The 17,125-nt window shown below is 75.6% G+C and carries 15 protein-coding genes and 1 riboswitch; of the genes, 4 read left to right on the top strand and 11 right to left on the bottom strand.

Going from position 1 to position 17,125, the window contains the following annotated elements:
* Positions 1 to 24 precede the first annotated feature (24 nt).
* Both purH and purN read right to left on the bottom strand, forming a co-directional pair.
* Complete coding sequence (gene purH / locus BMZ16_RS05710; RefSeq protein ID WP_089798536.1) at positions 25 to 1,659, bottom strand: bifunctional phosphoribosylaminoimidazolecarboxamide formyltransferase/IMP cyclohydrolase; 1,635 nt, start codon at positions 1,657 to 1,659, stop codon at positions 25 to 27.
* 52 nt (positions 1,660 to 1,711) lie between these two features.
* Positions 1,712 to 1,801, bottom strand: a riboswitch (ZMP/ZTP riboswitch).
* A 56-nt stretch (positions 1,802 to 1,857) separates the two neighbouring features.
* Positions 1,858 to 2,517, bottom strand: a complete 660-nt coding sequence (gene purN, locus BMZ16_RS05705; RefSeq protein WP_089798535.1) for a phosphoribosylglycinamide formyltransferase — start codon at positions 2,515 to 2,517, stop codon at positions 1,858 to 1,860.
* Between the two features lie 71 nt (positions 2,518 to 2,588).
* On the opposite strand from purN, the gene BMZ16_RS19200 reads away from it, so the two are divergent.
* Entirely contained in the window at positions 2,589 to 3,269 is a 681-nt protein-coding gene (locus tag BMZ16_RS19200) for a hypothetical protein (RefSeq protein WP_177199595.1), read from the top strand.
* Positions 3,270 to 3,279: 10 nt separating this feature from the next.
* On the opposite strand, the gene BMZ16_RS05690 is transcribed toward BMZ16_RS19200, so the two are convergent.
* The 7 genes from BMZ16_RS05690 to BMZ16_RS05660 all read right to left on the bottom strand — a co-directional run bounded on the left by BMZ16_RS05690 (position 3,280) and on the right by BMZ16_RS05660 (position 12,255).
* Positions 3,280 to 4,566: a cell division protein PerM gene (locus tag BMZ16_RS05690; RefSeq protein WP_255366372.1), complete on the bottom strand. Its 1,287-nt coding sequence runs from the start codon at positions 4,564 to 4,566 to the stop codon at positions 3,280 to 3,282.
* 176 nt (positions 4,567 to 4,742) lie between these two features.
* Positions 4,743 to 5,621: a succinate--CoA ligase subunit alpha gene (sucD, locus tag BMZ16_RS05685; RefSeq protein WP_089798532.1), complete on the bottom strand. Its 879-nt coding sequence runs from the start codon at positions 5,619 to 5,621 to the stop codon at positions 4,743 to 4,745.
* Between the two features lie 31 nt (positions 5,622 to 5,652).
* Complete coding sequence (gene sucC, locus BMZ16_RS05680) at positions 5,653 to 6,834, bottom strand: ADP-forming succinate--CoA ligase subunit beta (protein WP_089798531.1); 1,182 nt, start codon at positions 6,832 to 6,834, stop codon at positions 5,653 to 5,655.
* Positions 6,835 to 6,964: 130 nt separating this feature from the next.
* Positions 6,965 to 7,483, bottom strand: coding sequence for a YqeB family protein (locus BMZ16_RS05675; protein ID WP_177199594.1), 519 nt, complete (start codon positions 7,481 to 7,483; stop codon positions 6,965 to 6,967).
* A gap of 79 nt (positions 7,484 to 7,562) precedes the next feature.
* Positions 7,563 to 9,137, bottom strand: a complete 1,575-nt coding sequence (locus BMZ16_RS19690; RefSeq protein ID WP_304441034.1) for an OmpA family protein — start codon at positions 9,135 to 9,137, stop codon at positions 7,563 to 7,565.
* Between the two features lie 88 nt (positions 9,138 to 9,225).
* Positions 9,226 to 11,799 (bottom strand): DNA helicase PcrA, encoded by a 2,574-nt coding sequence (gene pcrA / locus BMZ16_RS05665; protein WP_089798528.1) that lies wholly within the window; start codon positions 11,797 to 11,799, stop codon positions 9,226 to 9,228.
* 126 nt (positions 11,800 to 11,925) lie between these two features.
* Positions 11,926 to 12,255 carry a hypothetical protein gene (locus tag BMZ16_RS05660; RefSeq protein WP_089798527.1) on the bottom strand — a complete coding sequence of 110 codons (330 nt, stop codon included), beginning with the start codon at positions 12,253 to 12,255 and terminating at the stop codon, positions 11,926 to 11,928.
* Between the two features lie 118 nt (positions 12,256 to 12,373).
* On the opposite strand from BMZ16_RS05660, the gene BMZ16_RS05655 reads away from it, so the two are divergent.
* On the top strand, positions 12,374 to 13,030 hold the full coding sequence (locus tag BMZ16_RS05655; protein ID WP_089798526.1) for a hypothetical protein: 657 nt from the start codon (positions 12,374 to 12,376) through the stop codon (positions 13,028 to 13,030).
* Positions 13,031 to 13,090: 60 nt separating this feature from the next.
* Here BMZ16_RS05655 and BMZ16_RS05650 read toward each other — a convergent pair whose 3' ends face one another.
* Both BMZ16_RS05650 and BMZ16_RS05645 read right to left on the bottom strand, forming a co-directional pair.
* On the bottom strand, positions 13,091 to 13,702 hold the full coding sequence (locus tag BMZ16_RS05650; protein ID WP_369822490.1) for a LuxR C-terminal-related transcriptional regulator: 612 nt from the start codon (positions 13,700 to 13,702) through the stop codon (positions 13,091 to 13,093).
* A 38-nt stretch (positions 13,703 to 13,740) separates the two neighbouring features.
* Entirely contained in the window at positions 13,741 to 15,069 is a 1,329-nt protein-coding gene (locus BMZ16_RS05645; protein WP_089798524.1) for an ATP-binding protein, read from the bottom strand.
* A 149-nt stretch (positions 15,070 to 15,218) separates the two neighbouring features.
* On the opposite strand from BMZ16_RS05645, the gene BMZ16_RS05640 reads away from it, so the two are divergent.
* Together BMZ16_RS05640 and BMZ16_RS05635 are read left to right on the top strand one after the other, a co-directional pair.
* The gene (locus BMZ16_RS05640; RefSeq protein ID WP_089798523.1) at positions 15,219 to 16,703 is read left to right on the top strand and encodes a PspC domain-containing protein; all 1,485 of its coding nucleotides are present in this window, start codon (positions 15,219 to 15,221) and stop codon (positions 16,701 to 16,703) included.
* Positions 16,700 to 16,993 (top strand): hypothetical protein, encoded by a 294-nt coding sequence (locus BMZ16_RS05635; protein WP_089798522.1) that lies wholly within the window; start codon positions 16,700 to 16,702, stop codon positions 16,991 to 16,993. The genes BMZ16_RS05640 and BMZ16_RS05635 overlap by 4 nt, the downstream gene beginning before the upstream one ends.
* Positions 16,994 to 17,125 lie beyond the last annotated feature (132 nt).

The following is a 17,125-nucleotide window of genomic DNA, read 5'->3' as shown; positions in this document are numbered from 1 at the left end:
GTGGACGAGCGGCGCCGCGCGACGTCAGTGGGCGAAGTGCCGGGTGCCCGTGAGGTAGAGCGTCACACCGGCCGCCCGCGCTGCCGCGACGACCTCCTCGTCACGGACGGACCCTCCCGGCTGCACGACGGCGCGCACGCCGGCGTCGAGCAGCACCTGCAGGCCGTCGGCGAACGGGAAGAACGCGTCGGACGCCGCGACGGCGCCCCGCGCCCGCTCGACGTCGCCGGCGTTGGCGCGCTCGACGGCCAGGCGGCACGAGTCGACGCGGTTGACCTGCCCCATGCCCACCCCGACGGACGCCCCGTCACGGGCCAGCAGGATCGCGTTGGACTTCACCGCACGCACCGCACGCCAGGCGAACGCGAGGTCCGCGAGCGTGGCCTCGTCGGCGGCCTCCCCGGCGGCCAGCGTCCACGCGGCGGGGTCGTCCCCCGGCGCGTCGATGCGGTCGACCGACTGCACCAGCAGCCCTCCGGACACGGGGCGCGTCTCGACCGCCGCCGACGGCGGGGCGTCGACCACCAGCAGACGCACGTTCTTCTTCCGCGTGAGGACCTCGAGGGCGTCGTCGTCGAAGCCGGGGGCGACCACGACCTCGGTGAACACCGGGGCGATCTGCTCGGCCGCGGCCCGCGTGACCTGCCGGTTGCTGGCGATGACGCCACCGAAGGCCGACACCGGGTCGCACGCGTGGGCCCGGGCGTGGGCGTCCGCCACGTCGGTGCCCACGGCGATCCCGCAGGGGTTGGCGTGCTTGACGATCGCGACGGTGGGGACGTCGCCCTGGTCGTGCGCGGCGCGCCAGGCCGCGTCGGCGTCGACGTAGTTGTTGTAGCTCATGGCCTTGCCGTGCAGCCGCCGCGCCTGGGCCAGCCCGGCGGGGCCGTGGTCGGTCGTGTAGAGCGCGGCACGCTGGTGCGGGTTCTCGCCGTAGCGCAGCACGTCGGCGCGCTCCCAGGTCGCACCGAGCCACGCGGGGAAGCCGGTCGCGACACCGTCGACCTCGTCGGTCGCCGTCGCGACGCTGCCCATCCAGGACGCCACCGCGACGTCGTAGGTCGCCGTGTGCACGAAGGCCTGGGCCGCCAGGCGGGTGCGCTCCGCGAGGGTGAAGCCACCGGCCGCGACCGCCGCGACGACGTCCGGGTAGCGGGCGGGCTCGACCACGACCGCGACGCTCGGGTGGTTCTTGGCGGCGGCGCGCACCATCGACGGACCGCCGATGTCGATCTGCTCGACGCACTCGTCGACGCCGGCGCCCGACGCCACCGTCTGCGTGAACGGGTACAGGTTGACCACCACGAGCTCGAAGGCGGCAACACCGAGCTCGTCGAGCTGGGCGAGGTGCTCCGGGCGGCGCGTGTCGGCGAGGATCCCGGCGTGCACGCGCGGGTGCAGCGTCTTGACCCGGCCGTCGAGGCACTCGGGGAAGCCCGTGAGGTCCTCGACCCGCGTCACCGGGACGCCGGCCGCGGCGACGGTGGCGGCCGTCGACCCGGTCGAGACCAGCTCGACGCCCGCGGCGTGCAGGGCGGTGGCGAGCTCCACCAGGCCCGTCTTGTCGTAGACGGACAGCAGCGCGCGGCGCACCGGGCGGCGCGTCGTGTCGGCGGTCGGGTCGGCGACGGGGGCGAGGGGGGTGGCGTCGTGCGGCATGGCGGGGACCTTCCTGGGTCGGTCGGTGGTCCGGGCGGACCTCGAGCAAGGACCCAGGCACCCAGGCGGGCGGTGCACGGACAGGGGTGGTGCTCGGTCGCTCCCCGGTGGTCCTCCACCCGCGCCAGTCACGACCGCGGCCCACTCTAGCGGCGCCCCGGCCGCGCGGGGCGACCCCGGCGGGTGTCCCTGCCGGGGTCAGCCGCCCAGGACCACGCGACGCCCCTCGACGCGCAGGCCGTCGCGCGCGATACGTCCCACCACGTCCACCAGCAGCCGCCGCTCGACGACCTTGATGCGCTCGTGCAACGTCTCCTCGTCGTCGTCGTCGGCCACCGGCACCGCCTCCTGCGCGACGATCGGTCCCGCGTCGACGCCGGCGTCCACGACGATCACCGAGCAGCCGCTGACCTTCACCCCGTACGCGAGCGCGTCGCGCACCCCGTGCGCGCCGGGGAACGAGGGCAGCAGGGCGGGGTGGGTGTTGACGGTCCGACCGCCGAACCGGTCGAGGAACGCCGCACCGACGAGCTTCATGAACCCCGCCAGCACGACCGTGTCCGGGGCGAACACCCCGACCGCCTCCGTCAGGGCACGGTCCCACGACGCACGGTCCGGGAAGTCCCGCAGCGCCACGACCGCGGTCGGCACCCCCGCGGCCCGGGCGCGCTCGAGCGCGGCCGCGCCCGGGCGGTCGCTGACCACGCCGACGACCCGCGCGCCGTACGCCGGGTCGGCGTGCGCGTCGAGGAGCGCGGCGAGGTTGGACCCCGCGCCGGAGACGAGCACCACCAGACGGTGGGCCGACGTGACCGGGGGCGTGGGCGGGACGGGACCGGGCTGCACGGAGGACGTCACGCGCCGCAACCTACCCGGCGGCACCGGGCCGGGACGCACGTCCACCCCGTGACGTACGGGAGAATGGCGCCATGGGCAACCCCTGGGCACCGCCGGAGCGGTCGACGACGCCGGACCACGCGACGCCGGACCACGCGACGCAGGACCACGCGACGCAGGACCACGCGACGCAGGAGCCGGCGGCGCCGGGACGGCAGGCGCCCACGGAGCAGCCACCGGCCCCGCACGGCGTCGGCCTGCCGGGCGGCCCGCAGCACCCGGACCCCGCCGCACCGGGCGGACCGTGGGCACCGCACCCGGGTGCGCCCGTCCCCACCGAGCCGCCGCACGGCACCCCGCCGGACCCCGCCGGCGTGGCACGCGCCACCCGCACCGCCGCGTGGAGCGCGGGCGCGCTGCTGGTCGCGGTGCTGCTGACGGGTGCGCCCTACCCGGGCATGCTCGCCGCACCGCTCGCGTCGGTCGCGGGCCTCGTGCTCGCGATCCTGGCCGTCGTGCGCGCGGCCGGGGCCCACGGCCGCGGGCCGGTCGTCGCGCTGCCGGTGGTGCTGCTCGTCGCGGCACTCGGCTGGACCGTGATCAGCTCCGCCAGCCTGCTGTACGTGGGGGCGGCGCGCGACTACCAGCAGTGCGAGGCGGCCGCGCTGACGCAGCAGGCGCAGCGGGCGTGCGCGCAGCAGCTGGAGCAGGACATGAGCGAGCAGCTCGGGTCGATGGCAGGTCTGGTCGACGGGGGCCGCACGCGCTCCTGAGACGACGCGCTCAGTCCTCCGCGCGGACACGTCCGACGCGGCGGCGCTCGCGCCGCTCGCGCACCGCGGCGCCCACCGCGGCACGCACCGCGGCGTCCGCCGGCACGGCCGCGACCGCCGCACCCAGCCCGCAGCCCGCCGCGGCGAGCAGGCCGACCAGCAGGGGCTGCGCCCCGACCTGCGCCATGCGCCCCGGACCCGCGGCACCGCTCGCCGCCTCGACCAGCAGCGCCACGAGCACGCCGACCGTCACGGCGGCGACCCCGACCGCGACCAGGACGTCCCGGGCGCGCACCGACGCCAGCCACCGGTGCACGGCGAGGCCCGCCAGCGCGCCGACACCGAGGAGCAGCGCCGGCGCGGTGAGTGCCACGCCGCCCTGCACGTCCGGCAGCGCGCCCAGCAGCGGCAGGGCCGGCAGCGGGCCGGCGACCACCTCCCCCGGCGAGAACCGGGTCCCGGCGCCGACCGCGAAGCCCGGTCCCGCGACCCACGCGAGCGCCCACACCACGAGGTTCGGCACGAACGCGAGCTCGGCCAGGCCAAGGACGACCCCACCGATCGCGTCGAGCGACAGCCCGCGCACCACGTCGACGACCGTCGCGTACCCCGCGAGCACCCACAGCGTCGTCAGGAGCGCCGCCGCGGTGAGCGCCCCCGCCACGGCGAGCAGGCCCGCACGCAGCCCGACGACCACCGGGGCCGTCAGCCGCTCGGTCAGCGGTGCGACCAGCGCGCGCCACGACGGCGCCTCCGGGCGGCGCAGCAGGCCCGCACCGATGCCGGGCACCGCGACGAGCAGGCCGCCGAGCACCGCGCGCAGCGCACCGAGGGCGTCCGCGCCGGAGACGAGCCCGACCACGCCCGCCAGCAGACCGTAGGCGCCGACGGACGCGATCGCCCCGACGCGCGTGGCGAGACCGGACCGCCGCGCGGAGGCGTAGCAGGTGAACAGGGCGAGCAGCGTCAGGCCCAGCGGCACGACCGACACGACCGCGCCGTCCAGCACCGCGGGCACGCCGTGCGCGAGGAGCCACAGGTGCGTCGCGACCGCGACGGCGCGCGTCCAGGCGACGTCGGCGTTGGCGGGGTCGGCGGAGGTCGCGACGAAGACGGCGACGGCCGGCACGGCGAGGGTCAGCAGGGACAGCGCGGCGGCCTGCGCCGCCGTCAGCGCGCCGACCGCCCAGCGGGGCGCCCCGTCGATCGCCGACGTGAAGAAGCGCGGACGCGGGTCGTCCTGCAGGACGCGGCGCGCGCGTCCCGTGACGGGCACGGGACCGGTCGGGGTGGGCACCCGTCCATGGTCGCCGGTGCCCCCGGCGCGTCGCCGGACCCGGGCCCGGCGCGTCGCCGTCGACCGGTCGGCGCGGCGCCCCGACGGCGCGCCGCTCCCCGACCCACCGACCTGCTCCGGACGCACCGCGGCCCCGGTCCGTGGGACCGGGGCCGCGGTGGGCGGACGTCGTCGCGTCAGGCGCTGAGGATCTCGCGCGCCAGCGCGGCCGTCTCGGACGGGGTCTTGCCGACCTTGACGCCGGCGGCCTCGAGGGCCTCCTTCTTGGCCTGCGCGGTGCCCGACGAGCCGGAGACGATGGCGCCGGCGTGGCCCATCGTCTTGCCCTCGGGTGCCGTGAAGCCGGCGACGTACCCGACGACGGGCTTGGTGACGTGCTCGGCGATGTACGCCGCCGCACGCTCCTCGGCGTCGCCGCCGATCTCGCCGATCATGACGATGAGCTCGGTGTCGGGGTCGGCCTCGAACGCGGCGAGCGCGTCGATGTGCGTCGTGCCGATGATCGGGTCGCCGCCGATGCCGATCGCGGTGGAGAAGCCGAAGTCCCGCAGCTCGTACATCATCTGGTAGGTCAGCGTGCCGGACTTCGACACCAGCCCGACCTTCCCGGGGCCCGTGATGTCGGCCGGGATGATCCCGACGTTCGACTTCCCGGGGCTGATGAGGCCGGGGCAGTTGGGGCCGATGAGCCGCACGCCCTTCTCCTGCGCGTAGGAGAAGAACTCGGCCGTGTCCGCCACCGGGACGCCCTCGGTGATGATGACCACCAGCGGCACACCGGCGTCCACGGCCTCGACGACCGCGCCCTTGGTGTGCGCCGGCGGGACGAAGATGACGGAGACGTCGGCGCCGGTCTTGTCGACCGCCTCGACGACGGAGCCGAACACCGGGACGTCCACGTCACCGAACGTGACGGTGGTGCCGGCCTTGCGGGGGTTGACCCCGCCGACCACGTTCGTGCCGGACGCGAGCATGCGGGTCGTGTGCTTCTGGCCCTCGGAACCCGTCATGCCCTGGACGATGACCTTGGAGTCCTCGGTCAGGAAGATCGCCATGTGAAGTCTGCTTCTCTCTGCGTCGGGGGTCTCAGGCGGCGCTGTGCGCCAGGCGGGCGGCCGTGTCGGCGCCGCCGTCCATCGTGTCGGCCAGGGTGACCAGCGGGTGGCCCGCCTCCGCCAGGATGCGGCGGCCCTCGACCACGTTGTTGCCGTCCAGGCGGACGACCAGCGGCTTGGACGCCTCGTCCCCGAGGATCTCCAGGGCCGCGACGATGCCGTTGGCGACCGCGTCGCACGCGGTGATGCCACCGAAGACGTTGACGAACACGGACTTGACCTGCGGGTCCGTGAGGATGATGTCGAGGCCGGCGGCCATGACCTCGGCCGAGGCGCCGCCCCCGATGTCGAGGAAGTTGGCGGGCTTGACGCCGCCGTGCGCCTCACCGGCGTACGCGACGACGTCGAGCGTGCTCATCACCAGGCCCGCGCCGTTGCCGATGATGCCGACCTCGCCGTCGAGCTTGACGTAGTTGAGGTCCTTCTCCTTGGCCTTCGCCTCGCGCGGGTCGGCCGCGGCCTTGTCCTCGAGCGCGGCGTGGTCCGGGTGCCGGAAGTCCGCGTTGGCGTCGAGCGTGACCTTGCCGTCGAGGGCCACGACCTCGCCGTCCTCCGTGAGGACCAGCGGGTTGACCTCGACGAGCGTCGCGTCCTCGTCGCGGTACACGAGCCACAGCTTCTGCAGCACGTCCGCGACCTTGCCCGCGATCTCCGGGGCGAACCCGGCGGCGGCGACGATCTCGTCGGCCGTGGCCTGGTCGATGCCCGTGCGGGGGTCGACCGCCACCTTCGCGAGCGCGTCGGGACGCTCGACGGCGAGCTGCTCGATCTCCATGCCGCCCTCGACCGAGCACATCGCGAGGTAGCGGCGCTCGGCGCGGTCCAGCAGGAGCGAGAAGTAGAACTCCTGGGCGATCCTCGCGCCCGCCGCGATCATCACGCGGTGCACGGTGTGGCCCTTGATGTCCATGCCGAGGATCTCACCGGCCTTCTCGGCGGCGTCGTCGGCCGACCGCGCGAGCTTCACGCCGCCCGCCTTGCCGCGCCCACCGGTCTTCACCTGGGCCTTGACGACCACCACGCCGCCGTCGGGCGGCAGCAGCTGCTCGGCCGCCGCGCGCGCCTCCTCGGGCGTCGTGGCGACGATGCCGCCGAGCACGGGCACGCCGTGCTTCTCGAAGATGTCACGTGCCTGGTACTCGAACAGGTCCACCTGGTCCGGTTTCCTCTCGTCGACCGCGCGCAGCGACCTCGGTGCGGCCGCATCGCCCGGACGCATGCTATCGCCGGGACCGAGGTCCCTCGACATCGAGAGACTGTGGCCGGGCTCACGCCCCGGTCGATCAGGCGTCCGCACCCTCCCACGGGTAGCCGTGCCGGACGAAGGCGGCGCGGACGGCGTCCTTCGGGCCCTCGACGTCGTCGGCGAACAGCTCCCGGCCCTGCGCGCTCACGAGCACGACCTTAGAGCCGCGCCGGTGCACGCCGTCGACCTGGTCGCGTCGCACGACGCGCTCCACCTGCCCGCGGCGCACGACCTCCACCCGCTCGTCGCCGACGACGAGCACGGCACTGCCGGTGACGACCCAGGCGGCGGCGAGGAGCCCGAGGACTCCACCGATCACCGGCCGCCCCCACACCAGCCACCCGCCGTCGAAGGACCCGAGGAGCCGCAGCGGCCCCTGGAACGGCATCCACGGCAGCTCGGCTGCCCACCCGGCGAGCACCGGCAGCAGGGCCCCCAGGGCGACCCCACCGAGCCCCAGCAGCGCGGCGACGAACCACCGCCCCTCGGTGTCGAAGCCGCCCACCCGCGTCCCGTCGGCCGCGTGCTCCCTGCCGCCCGTGTTCTCCGTGACCACCGTCACACGGTACCGGTGCGACGAGCGCCAGGTGCGCCGATCCCCGGCGTGACCTGGGCGGGGACGCTGCCGCGGCCGGTCAGCCGTCGACGACCGGCACGTCGGTCAGACGGAACGGCGCGTGCCCGGCGGTCCTCAGCCCGTCGATGCTGTGGTGGTACCGCGGTGCGACCTCCACCGTGACGGTGTCGGTGCCCGGGTCGGGCCAGACGATCGTGACCAGGCGCGTCTGCCCGGGCCGGACGCCGTGGACGACGCGGTCGGCCAGCGGCTCGCGCTCGGCGTCGTCCGGGTCGGTGAGGTAGTCCACCGGGAACAGGCGCGTGCCGCCCTCGACGAGGGTCACGTTCGTGGGAGCGAACTGCAGCTGGACGTCGAACGACCCCCGGGAGTCCTTCGCCCCGGCCGAGAGCGAGGTCATCGTCAGGTCGCCGTCCCCGGTGTTCGTGACCTCGAGGCCACCGACCACGTACGGCCCGACCCGGCGCACCTCGTCCAGCCGGACGTCGAAGCGGCCCTCGCGGTCGACCACCGCGACGCCGGTCGGCCCGGGCGCGACCGGCCCCTCGGGGTCGGGCAACGCCCCGGCGACCTCGACGACCTCGTCGGCACCGGACGCGCGCGGCGCCTCCAGGACCAGCTCGACGCGCCGGTTGACCGCCCGCTCCTCCTCACCCGACCCGGGCACGGCGGGCTCCGTCTCGCCGCGCCCCTCCACGTCGACGTCGAACGCCGACAGGTCCGCGAGCTCGGCGATCCGTGCCGCGACCGTCGCCGCCCGGCGCTGCGAGAGGTCGAGGTTGTACGCCTCGTCGCCCTGGTCGTCGGTGTGGCCGACGACCGTCAGCCGGCCGCCGTCGTGCGCCGCGACCTGGGCGGCTGCCGCCTGCAGGGCGCCGTCCGCGTCGGGGGCGAGCTGGTCGGAGTCGAAGCCGAAGAGCACGTCCGAGGCCACCGCCACCTCGAGCTGCTCGGCGCTGCGGCGTGCCCGCACCTGTCCGCCCAGCACCTCGGTGTACGCCTCGAGCGTGAACGCGCCCTCCGGGACGGGCGTCCCCTCGACGAGCTCACCGGGCGGCACCGTGAGGACGCCGGCACCGGCCGCGTCGACGACGGGCACCCCTGTCGCCCACCCTGCGACGGGCAGCAGGACGTCCACCGTCGCGGTGCCCGGTACCGGGAACGCGGCGTACAGGAGCACGGTGTCGTCACCGGCAGCGGCCGCGGCGGCGTCCGTCGCGGGGCCGCCCGGCGAGCCGTTGCGGGTCATGACCACCCGGGAGTCCTCGGTCCGCAGCGTGCGCGTGACGGTCCCCGCCTCCAGGTCGACCAGGCGGACGCCGTTGGGTCCCGGGCTGGTGCTCTCGAACGCGTAGGTGAACGCGGACATCAGCGTCGGGTAGGGCGCGCGGGCGGCGAGGCGCAGCACCGCGACGTCGTCGTGCACGGCGAGGGGCCCGACCTCCAGGTCGACCGCCTCGCCGTCCAGGACGGTCTCGACGACGACGGGCTCGACGGGCGCCGCCGCGGCGGCTGACGCGGTGGCGGACGCGGTCGGCGACGACGTCCCCGCTGCGCCGCCTCCCGCGGTGCACGCGGTGAGCACCATCGCGGCGCCGACGGCCGTCGCCACAGCGATCCTGGTCCTGCTCACGCGCGCGCTCCTGTCGGTCGACGTCCCGGCGCGACACGGTAGCCGACCGCGCGCCCACCCCCGGGGCGTCCCGGGCGCACGTCACCCGTCAGAGCTTGGTGACCGGGGAGTACCGCAGCAGCAGGCGCTTCTCGCCGTTCGTGCCGAAGTCGATCTTGGCGACGGCGTTCTGCCCGGCGCCCTCGAGCCCGATGACGGTCCCGAGCCCGTAGGCGTCGTGCGTGACCTTGTCGCCGATCGACAGGTCCGGGACGGCGCCCCGCGGTGTCGCCGAGCCGAACGACGCACCCGTGCGCGGCAGCGGTTCGCGCTTCTCGGTACGCACCGGTCCGCTGCTGCCGCCGGACGAGCCGCGCTCCCCCCACGACGAGCCGCCGCGCGACCCCCCGCCGGAACCGAAGCCCGAGCCCCACCCGCCGCGCAGCCGCGACGTGGAGGACTCCCGGCGCCGCCAGTCGACGAGCTCCTCGGGGATGTCGTCGAGGAACCGGCTGGGCGGGAACTCGTTGGGCACGCCCCACGCGGTGCGCACGGCCGCGCGCGACACGTACAGCCGCTGCCGGGCGCGCGTCAGCCCGACGTACGCGAGGCGCCGCTCCTCCGCGAGCTGGTCCGGGTCGGCCAGGGACCGCATGTGCGGGAAGGTGCCGTCCTCCATGCCGGTGAGGAAGACGACCGGGAACTCCAGGCCCTTCGCGGTGTGCAGCGTCATGAGCGTGACCACGCCCGCGTCGCGCGCGGCTGCGGCGGTGGCCTCGTCGTCGACGCCGTCGGGCACGGGGATCTGGTCGGAGTCCGCGACGAGGGACACGCGCTCGAGGAAGTCCGTGAGGTCACCCTCGGGGTCGGACTCCTCGAACTCCGCGGCCACCGCGTGCAGCTCGGCGAGGTTGTCGACGCGCGAGCCGTCCTGCGGGTCGTCGCTGGCGCGCAGGGTCGTCAGGTAGCCGCTGCGGTCGAGCGCGGCGCCCAGCACCTGGGCGGGCCCGGCGCCGGACGCGGCGAGGTCGCGCAGCTCGTCGAGCATCGCGGCGAACGCACGCAGCCCGGTCAGGGCACGCGTGCCCAGGCCCGGGACCTCGTCCAGACGGGTCAGCGCGGCGCCGAACGAGATCCGCTCCCGCTCGGCGAACGCCGCGACCATCGCCTCCGAGCGCTCCCCCAGCCCGCGCTTGGGCTCGTTGAGGATGCGGCGGGTGCTGACGTCGTCGTCGGGGTTCGCCACGGCCCGCAGGTAGGCGATCGCGTCCTTGATCTCCTTGCGCTCGTAGAAGCGCGTGCCGCCGACCACCTTGTACGGCAGACCGACGCGCACCAGCACCTCCTCCAGCGCGCGCGACTGCGCGTTGGCCCGGTAGAAGATCGCGACGTCGCCGGGGCGCACGCCCTCGGAGTCGCCGAGGCGGTCGATCTCCTCGGCGACGAACCGCGCCTCCTCGTGCTCGGTGTCCGCGACGTACGCGACGATCTGCGGCCCGGCACCCGAGTCGGTCCACAGCCGCTTGGCCTGGCGCCCGGAGTTCTTGCTGATGACCGCGTTGGCGGCCGACAGGATCGTCTGCGTCGAGCGGTAGTTCTGCTCGAGCAGGATCGTCGTGGCGTCCGGGTAGTCCTCCTCGAACTCCATGATGTTGCGGATCGAGGCCCCGCGGAACGCGTAGATCGACTGGTCGGCGTCGCCGACGACCGTCAGCTCGCCGCGCTCGACGCCGCCCTCCTCCTGCTCGCCGACCCCCGCGAGCTCGCGCACCAGCACGTACTGCGCGTGGTTCGTGTCCTGGTACTCGTCGACCAGGATGTGCCGGAACCGGCGCCGGTAGTGCTCGGCGACCTGCGGGAACGCCTGCAGCAGGTGCACGGTGCGCATGATCAGGTCGTCGAAGTCCAGCGCGTTGGCCTGCTGCAGCCGCTGCTGGTACCGCGTGTAGACCTGCGCGAGGACGGTGTCGAAGTCGTCCGCCCGGCCGCCGCCGTTGCTGGCCGCGAAGGCGTCGGGGTCGACCAGCTCGTCCTTGAGCGCGGAGATCTTGTGGCCCAGCGCCTTGGCCGGGTACTTCTTCGGGTCGAGCTCGAGCTCGCGCGCCACCAGCGTCAGCAGGCGCTGCGAGTCGGCCTGGTCGTAGATCGAGAAGCTCGTGCGGAGCCCGAGCGTCGCGGCCTCGCGGCGCAGGATCCGCACGCACGCCGAGTGGAACGTGGAGACCCACATGCGCTGGGCGGACGGCCCGACGAGCTGCTCGACGCGCTCGCGCATCTCGGCAGCGGCCTTGTTGGTGAAGGTGATCGCGAGGATCTCCCCCGCCCGCGCGCGGTGGGTCGCGAGCAGGTGGGCGATGCGGTGGGTGAGCACGCGCGTCTTGCCCGAGCCGGCGCCCGCGACGATGAGCAGCGGCCCGCCCGCGTGCAGCACGGCAGCACGCTGCTGCGGGTTCAGCCCGTCCAGCAGCGCGGCGGCGCGCCGCTCGTCGGCGGCGGCGTCGTGCCGAGCCGCGGCGTTCAGCCGGGCCCGGTCCTCGGCGGCGCCGGGGTCCTGCTCGTCGTCCCGCGGGGGCACGACGAGCGGCAGACCGGACGACTCACCGGCGTGCGAGCGCGCGACGGCGGCGCGCGCGTCCGGGGCTCCGGGGACGGGCAGGGCGAGGCTCTCGAACAACGACGTCATGGCACTCCCAGCCTAGGCGCCGGCACCGACACCTCACGCACGAGGGCCCCGGACGACCCGCCGGCGGAGGTGTCCACCGTGCAGGCCCCGGGGCCCTGACGTGCTGTGCGAGGGGTCAGGCCGACGTCACCAGATGACGGCGAGCGCGACGTTGACCACCACGAGGCCGGCGATGGCGCCGAGGTAGCCGTTGGTCACCTTCTCGGGACGACGGCGGGCCATCACGACCAGCGCCGTCACCACGAGCGCGATGACGAGCTTGACGGCGATCTTGACGTGGTTGGCGTCGGCACCGAGCAGACCCGTGAGGACCACGCCCGTCACCAGGGCCGTCAGGATGCCGTGGAACGCGCCGTTCGTGAGCTTGCCGGTCTTCATGCCGGCGAGAGCACCGCCGAAGACCATCGCCCATCCGAGCAGGTGCAGGACCAGGAAGATGCCGTGAACGATGTCCATGGGCCCATGCTAGGCGATATGACAGATTGTCATATCGCCTCGTCACCATCCGCCATGTGGAACGTGTCACCCGTACAGTAGGTTCCCGCCCAGGGAGTCCGACGAACCGGGAGAAGCCATGACAGGCGAGGCACGGCCGGGCAGAGCGCCTGCGGCCGACCACACCGCGCAGGGCCCGGACGTCGCCCGGCTCGACGTGCCCGCGCTCGTCGCCCGCGCGCGTGCCGCGGCCGGACCGGACGGCCGCCTCGCCCCCGGGGACGTCGTCGGCTGGGACACCTTCCCGTTCGAGCGGGAGGGCCTGCGGCTGCGCGACCTGGTGGACCCCACGACGCCCGAGCCGCCGCGCTCGGACGAGGCCGCCGAGACCTGCCGGCGCTGCGCCCGGCCCGACGGCGACTTCACGTGGACCGACGACACGTGGCGGCTCCACGCCCCCGCACCGGTCACCCTGCCCACGCTGATCCTCGACCCGCGCGCGCACGGCGACCTGGGCGACCTCGACGACGAGGCCGCCGGCGCGCTGGGCCGCATGATCGTGCGCGTCGAGCGCGCGCTGGCCGCCGTCCCCGGGGTCGGGCGGGTGCACGTGCACCGCTGGGGCGACGGCAACGGCCACCTGCACGTCTTCTTCTTCGCCCGCCCCGAGGGCATGCTCCAGCTGCGCGGCCTCGTCATGCCGCTGTGGGCGCAGCACCTGCCGCCGCTCCCGGACGCCGAGTGGGACGCGATCGTCGCGTCCGTCGTCGCACGGCTCGACGCCGGCCGGGCCTGACGGCCGCCCGGCCACCGCGCCGGACGACCCGGATCGAGGCAGGCGGCGGGCCGACGCGCGTCAGAGCAGGCGGCGCGCCGCCGCCCAGCGGGTCAGCTCGTTGCGGTTCGACAGCTGCAGCTTGCGCAGCACCGCCGACACGTGGGTCTCCACCGTCTTGACCGAGATGAACAGCTCACCGGCGACCTCGCGGTACGTGTACCCGCGGGCGATGAGCCGCATGACCTCGCGCTCCCGGGCCGAGAGCCGGTCGAGCTCGTCGTCGCCCGTGGCGACGTCCCCCGCCGCCGCACCGAAGGCGTCGAGGACGAACCCGGCGAGCCGCGGGGAGAACACCGCGTCGCCGCCCGCGACGCGCAGCACCGCGTCGGACAGCGCCTGCGGGTCGATGTTCTTGGTGACGTAGCCGCGTGCGCCCACGCGGATGACCGCGACGACGTCCTCGGCCGCGTCCGACACCGACAGCGCGAGGAACCGCGTGCCGGGCACGTCGACGCACCGCCGGACGACCTCCGCGCCGCCGCCCCCGTCGCCGCCCGGCAGGTGGACGTCGAGCAGCACCACGGGCGGGCGCACGTCGTGCACCACCTGCACGGCGGAGTCGACGTCGGCCGCCTCCCCCACCACGCGCACGCGGGCGTCGAGCGACGCCTTCACGCCCGCACGGAACATGTGGTGGTCGTCGACCAGCACCACGTCGACCGGTTCGCTCACGCCTCGTGCTCCTCGTCCTCGTCCTCGCCCCTGCCGGACCCGCCGCCACCGACGGGCATGCACAGGTGCACCTCGGTGCCCCGTGCGGGGCTGCTCGTCACGCGCGCGGTGCCACCGCGGCGCCGCACCCGCCCCATGATCGACTCCCGGACGCCGAACCTGTCGGGCCCGACGTCCTCCAGGTCGAAGCCGTCGCCGCGGTCGCGCACGAACACCTCGACCGCGTCCGGGCCGACCTCGAGGTACAGCGAGACGGGCGGACGTCCGTGCACCACCGCGTTCACCAGCGCCTCGCGCGTGGCCTGCAGCAGCGCCAGGGTGTCCGGGTCCGGCACCCGGTCGCCCACGACGACCACGTCGACCGCCACGGGCTCCCCGCTCGGACCGGACCGCGAGTCCTCGACCTCGGCCACCACCGCGCGCAGCGCGGCCACGAGGGACGTCCCGGGCTCGTGACGGTCGTCGTAGAGCCACTCGCGCAGCTCACGCTCCTGGGCTCGGGCCATGCGGGCCACCTCCGCCGGCTCGTCCGCGCGTGCCCGGATGAGCGCGAGCGTCTGCAGCACCGAGTCGTGCAGGTGCGCGGCGATGTCGGCCCGCTCCGCCTCCCGTGCCCGCGCGGCACGCTCGTCCCCCAGCTCCCGCGCCAGGCGCACCCACCAGGGCGCCATGACGAGCCCCACGCCCAGCAGCACGGCGAGCGCGGCCACGCCGGACTGCAGCAGCAGCACCGGCTCGACGCCCTGCCCCACGGCCTGCCCCGCGACGAGCAGCACACCGGCCGCCGCGAGCAGCCCGCCACCGATCAGGCGCAGCACGCTGATCCGCCGTCCGTCGGGACGGCCGCGCTGCACGGCGTCGAGCTGGCTCCACGCGAGCGCGACGCCCACCAGCACCACCAGCACGGGCAGGGCCCACGCCGCGTCGATGTCGGCGCCGAGCCGCATCGCCACCATCACCGCGGCGGCGAGCACCAGCAGCGCACCGAGCGCCAGCTCCGCCCACGGCACGCGGCGGCCGTCGGACCGCAGGGTCTGCCGGCGCGCCAGGCGCTGCAGCGCGCTCGGACGCGCGGCGGCCGCCACCGCGGCGGGGTCCCCCACCGGCACCGTGATCCACCAGAACACGTACGCGGCCAGCCCGGCGCCGGCGGCCGGGACGAGCGCCACGAGGATGATCCGCACGAGCGCGACGGGCACGTCGAGGTGCGCGGCCAGCCCGGTCGCGACGCCGGCGAACCACCGGCCCTGCTCCGGGCGACGCAGGGGCAGGCGGACGCGCGCGGGCGCGGCGGTCTGCGGCGGGGCGCCGGGCGGTGGGGTCACGCCCCGATCGTCACACGTCGGGGCACCCTCGCGGCACACCCGCGACACAGGATCAGGGGCGGGGGCGGCGGATCCGGGGTGCGAGCCAGGGTCGGGTCAGGGACGGTCCCCGATGCGGCGGCGGCCGGCACCGCGGCAGGCTCGGTGCCATGGACACGCAGACTCCCGCCGGCGGCGACGCCGGCACGCCGGGCCCGGTGCCCGGACCTGGTCCCGGACCGCACCCGGGACCGACACCCCCGCCCGCGCAGCCGGGCTTCTGGGCGGGTGTGCGCCGCACGGGCCTGCGCCGCTCCGACGAGCGCTGGCTCGGCGGGGTCGCCGGCGGACTGGCCGAGCGCGTCGGCGTCGACCCGCTGGTGGTGCGCGGCCTGTTCGCGGTCACGTTCCTCGTCGGCGGTCTGGGTCTCGTGCTGTACGGGGTGGCCTGGGCGCTGCTGCCGGACGACCGCGACGACCGCATCCTGCTGGAGCGGCTGGGCGCCGGTGACGCGGACGGCGCCCTGCTCGGGGCCCTCGCGTTCGTCGTCGTCGGCTTCGCCCGCGGCGACGGCTGGTGGTGGTTCTGGGACGGCGGCAGCGCGCTCGGCGGGGCCGTGTGGCTCGCGTGCGTCGCCGGCCTGGTCGCCCTCGTGGTCACGGCGGTGCAGCGCCACCAGCGCGGCACGGCACCCTGGCAGCACGGCGACGGCCGGCCGGGCGGCCCCGTCCCGCCCGCGGGACCCCCGTCCACCGCGCCCTTCGGCACCGCGCCGTACGGCACGCCCTACGGCACGCCGCCCGGCGCCGCGGCAGCGGGCACACCGGGCGCCACCGCGTGGGCGCAGACCTCGACGGCACCCCTGCCGGTGGGCTCCCCGCAGGACTGCCCGCCCGCGCAGGGGGCACCCGTGCCCCCGTACGCCGTCGCGGGCCACCGCCCGCCGGGCCCCCCGTTCGCGGGCGGCCCGCCGCTCGCCCCGCGTCCCGGGCGGCGCGGCGCCGACGGCGCGACGGTCGGCGCGGTCGTCGGGCTGAGCGTGGTCGGCCTGGGGGTCCTGCTGCTGGCCGAGCGGATCGGCGCCTTCGACGGACCCGTCTGGCTCACCGCCGGGGGGATCGCCCTGGTGCTCGCCGGGCTGGGGATCGCCTCGCTGGCGGCACGCGGTCGCAGCAGCGGCTTCATCGGCTTCCTCGCCGTCGTCGGCCTGCTGGTGGGGGTCCCCGCCGCCCTGGCCCAGCAGTCCGACTGGGCCGACGTCGCCCGCGGCTGGGAGGACCAGGGACGGGACGTCACGGTGACCAGCCGGGCCGTCGCGGCGAACGGGTTCGACGTGAACAGCGGACGCTCGCGCATCGACCTCACGGCCGTCCCGATCGACCCCGACGAGGTGCTGCGGGTGCCGATCAACATGGGCGCCGGGCAGCTGACCGTGATCGTCCCGCGGGAGGCCGCCGTGCGGGCGCACGTCGACCACGGCATCGGCGCGGTGCGCTGGGAGATGGACGACGACGTGCACGAGCAGAGCGGCGTCGGGCTCGGCGACCTCATGTACGAGGACGACGACGCGGCCGCGGGCTCCCCGGACCTGGTGCTCGACATCGACGGAGGGGTCGGGCAGGTCCGGATCATCGACGAGGGGAACGCATCATGAGCGACGAGACCACCGCCGACGACGCCACGGGACAGGGCGCCCCGGGACAGGGCGCGGGACAGGGCGCGGCACCGGACGCGGAGCGGGGGCGCCGACCCCCGGTCCGGGTGGGCGGCGTGGTGTGGGGGCTCATCGTCGTGCTGGTCGGCGTCGGCGTGCTGCTGGTCGCCGCCGGCTACACGATCGACGTCCAGCTCGCCGCGATCGTCCTGCTCATCGCCGCGGGCGTGGGACTGATCGTGGGACCCGTGGTGCAGTCGCTGCGCCGCGGGCGGTCGGGCCCGCACTGACGAGGGACCCCGCCCGGAGGGGGCGGGGTCCCGGCAACGACTGAGGGCCGGTACCCGTGACGGGTACCGGCCCTCAGTCGTCAGGACGTGCGGTCCGCTCAGCGGACCGCGCGGAGCGCGACCCGTGGAGGG

It is taken from the genome of Cellulomonas sp. KH9 (assembly GCF_900114185.1).
Taxonomy (GTDB): Bacteria; Actinomycetota; Actinomycetes; order Actinomycetales; family Cellulomonadaceae; genus Cellulomonas.
Note: the sequence above shows the minus strand (reverse complement) of the source record. Positions and strands in the feature narration are given on the sequence as shown.

Excerpts from the sequence above, each read along its gene's own strand:
- purH (WP_089798536.1), bottom strand. The coding sequence starts at position 1,659 with ATGCCGCACGACGCCACCCCCCTCGCCCCCGTCGCCGACCCGACCGCC.
- BMZ16_RS19200 (WP_177199595.1), top strand. The coding sequence starts at position 2,589 with ATGGGCAACCCCTGGGCACCGCCGGAGCGGTCGACGACGCCGGACCAC.
- sucD (WP_089798532.1), bottom strand. The coding sequence starts at position 5,621 with ATGGCGATCTTCCTGACCGAGGACTCCAAGGTCATCGTCCAGGGCATG.
- pcrA (WP_089798528.1), bottom strand. The coding sequence starts at position 11,799 with ATGACGTCGTTGTTCGAGAGCCTCGCCCTGCCCGTCCCCGGAGCCCCG.
- BMZ16_RS05660 (WP_089798527.1), bottom strand. The coding sequence starts at position 12,255 with ATGGACATCGTTCACGGCATCTTCCTGGTCCTGCACCTGCTCGGATGG.
- BMZ16_RS05655 (WP_089798526.1), top strand. The coding sequence starts at position 12,374 with ATGACAGGCGAGGCACGGCCGGGCAGAGCGCCTGCGGCCGACCACACC.
- BMZ16_RS05650 (WP_369822490.1), bottom strand. The coding sequence starts at position 13,702 with ATGTTCCGTGCGGGCGTGAAGGCGTCGCTCGACGCCCGCGTGCGCGTG.
- BMZ16_RS05640 (WP_089798523.1), top strand. The coding sequence starts at position 15,219 with ATGGACACGCAGACTCCCGCCGGCGGCGACGCCGGCACGCCGGGCCCG.
- BMZ16_RS05635 (WP_089798522.1), top strand. The coding sequence starts at position 16,700 with ATGAGCGACGAGACCACCGCCGACGACGCCACGGGACAGGGCGCCCCG.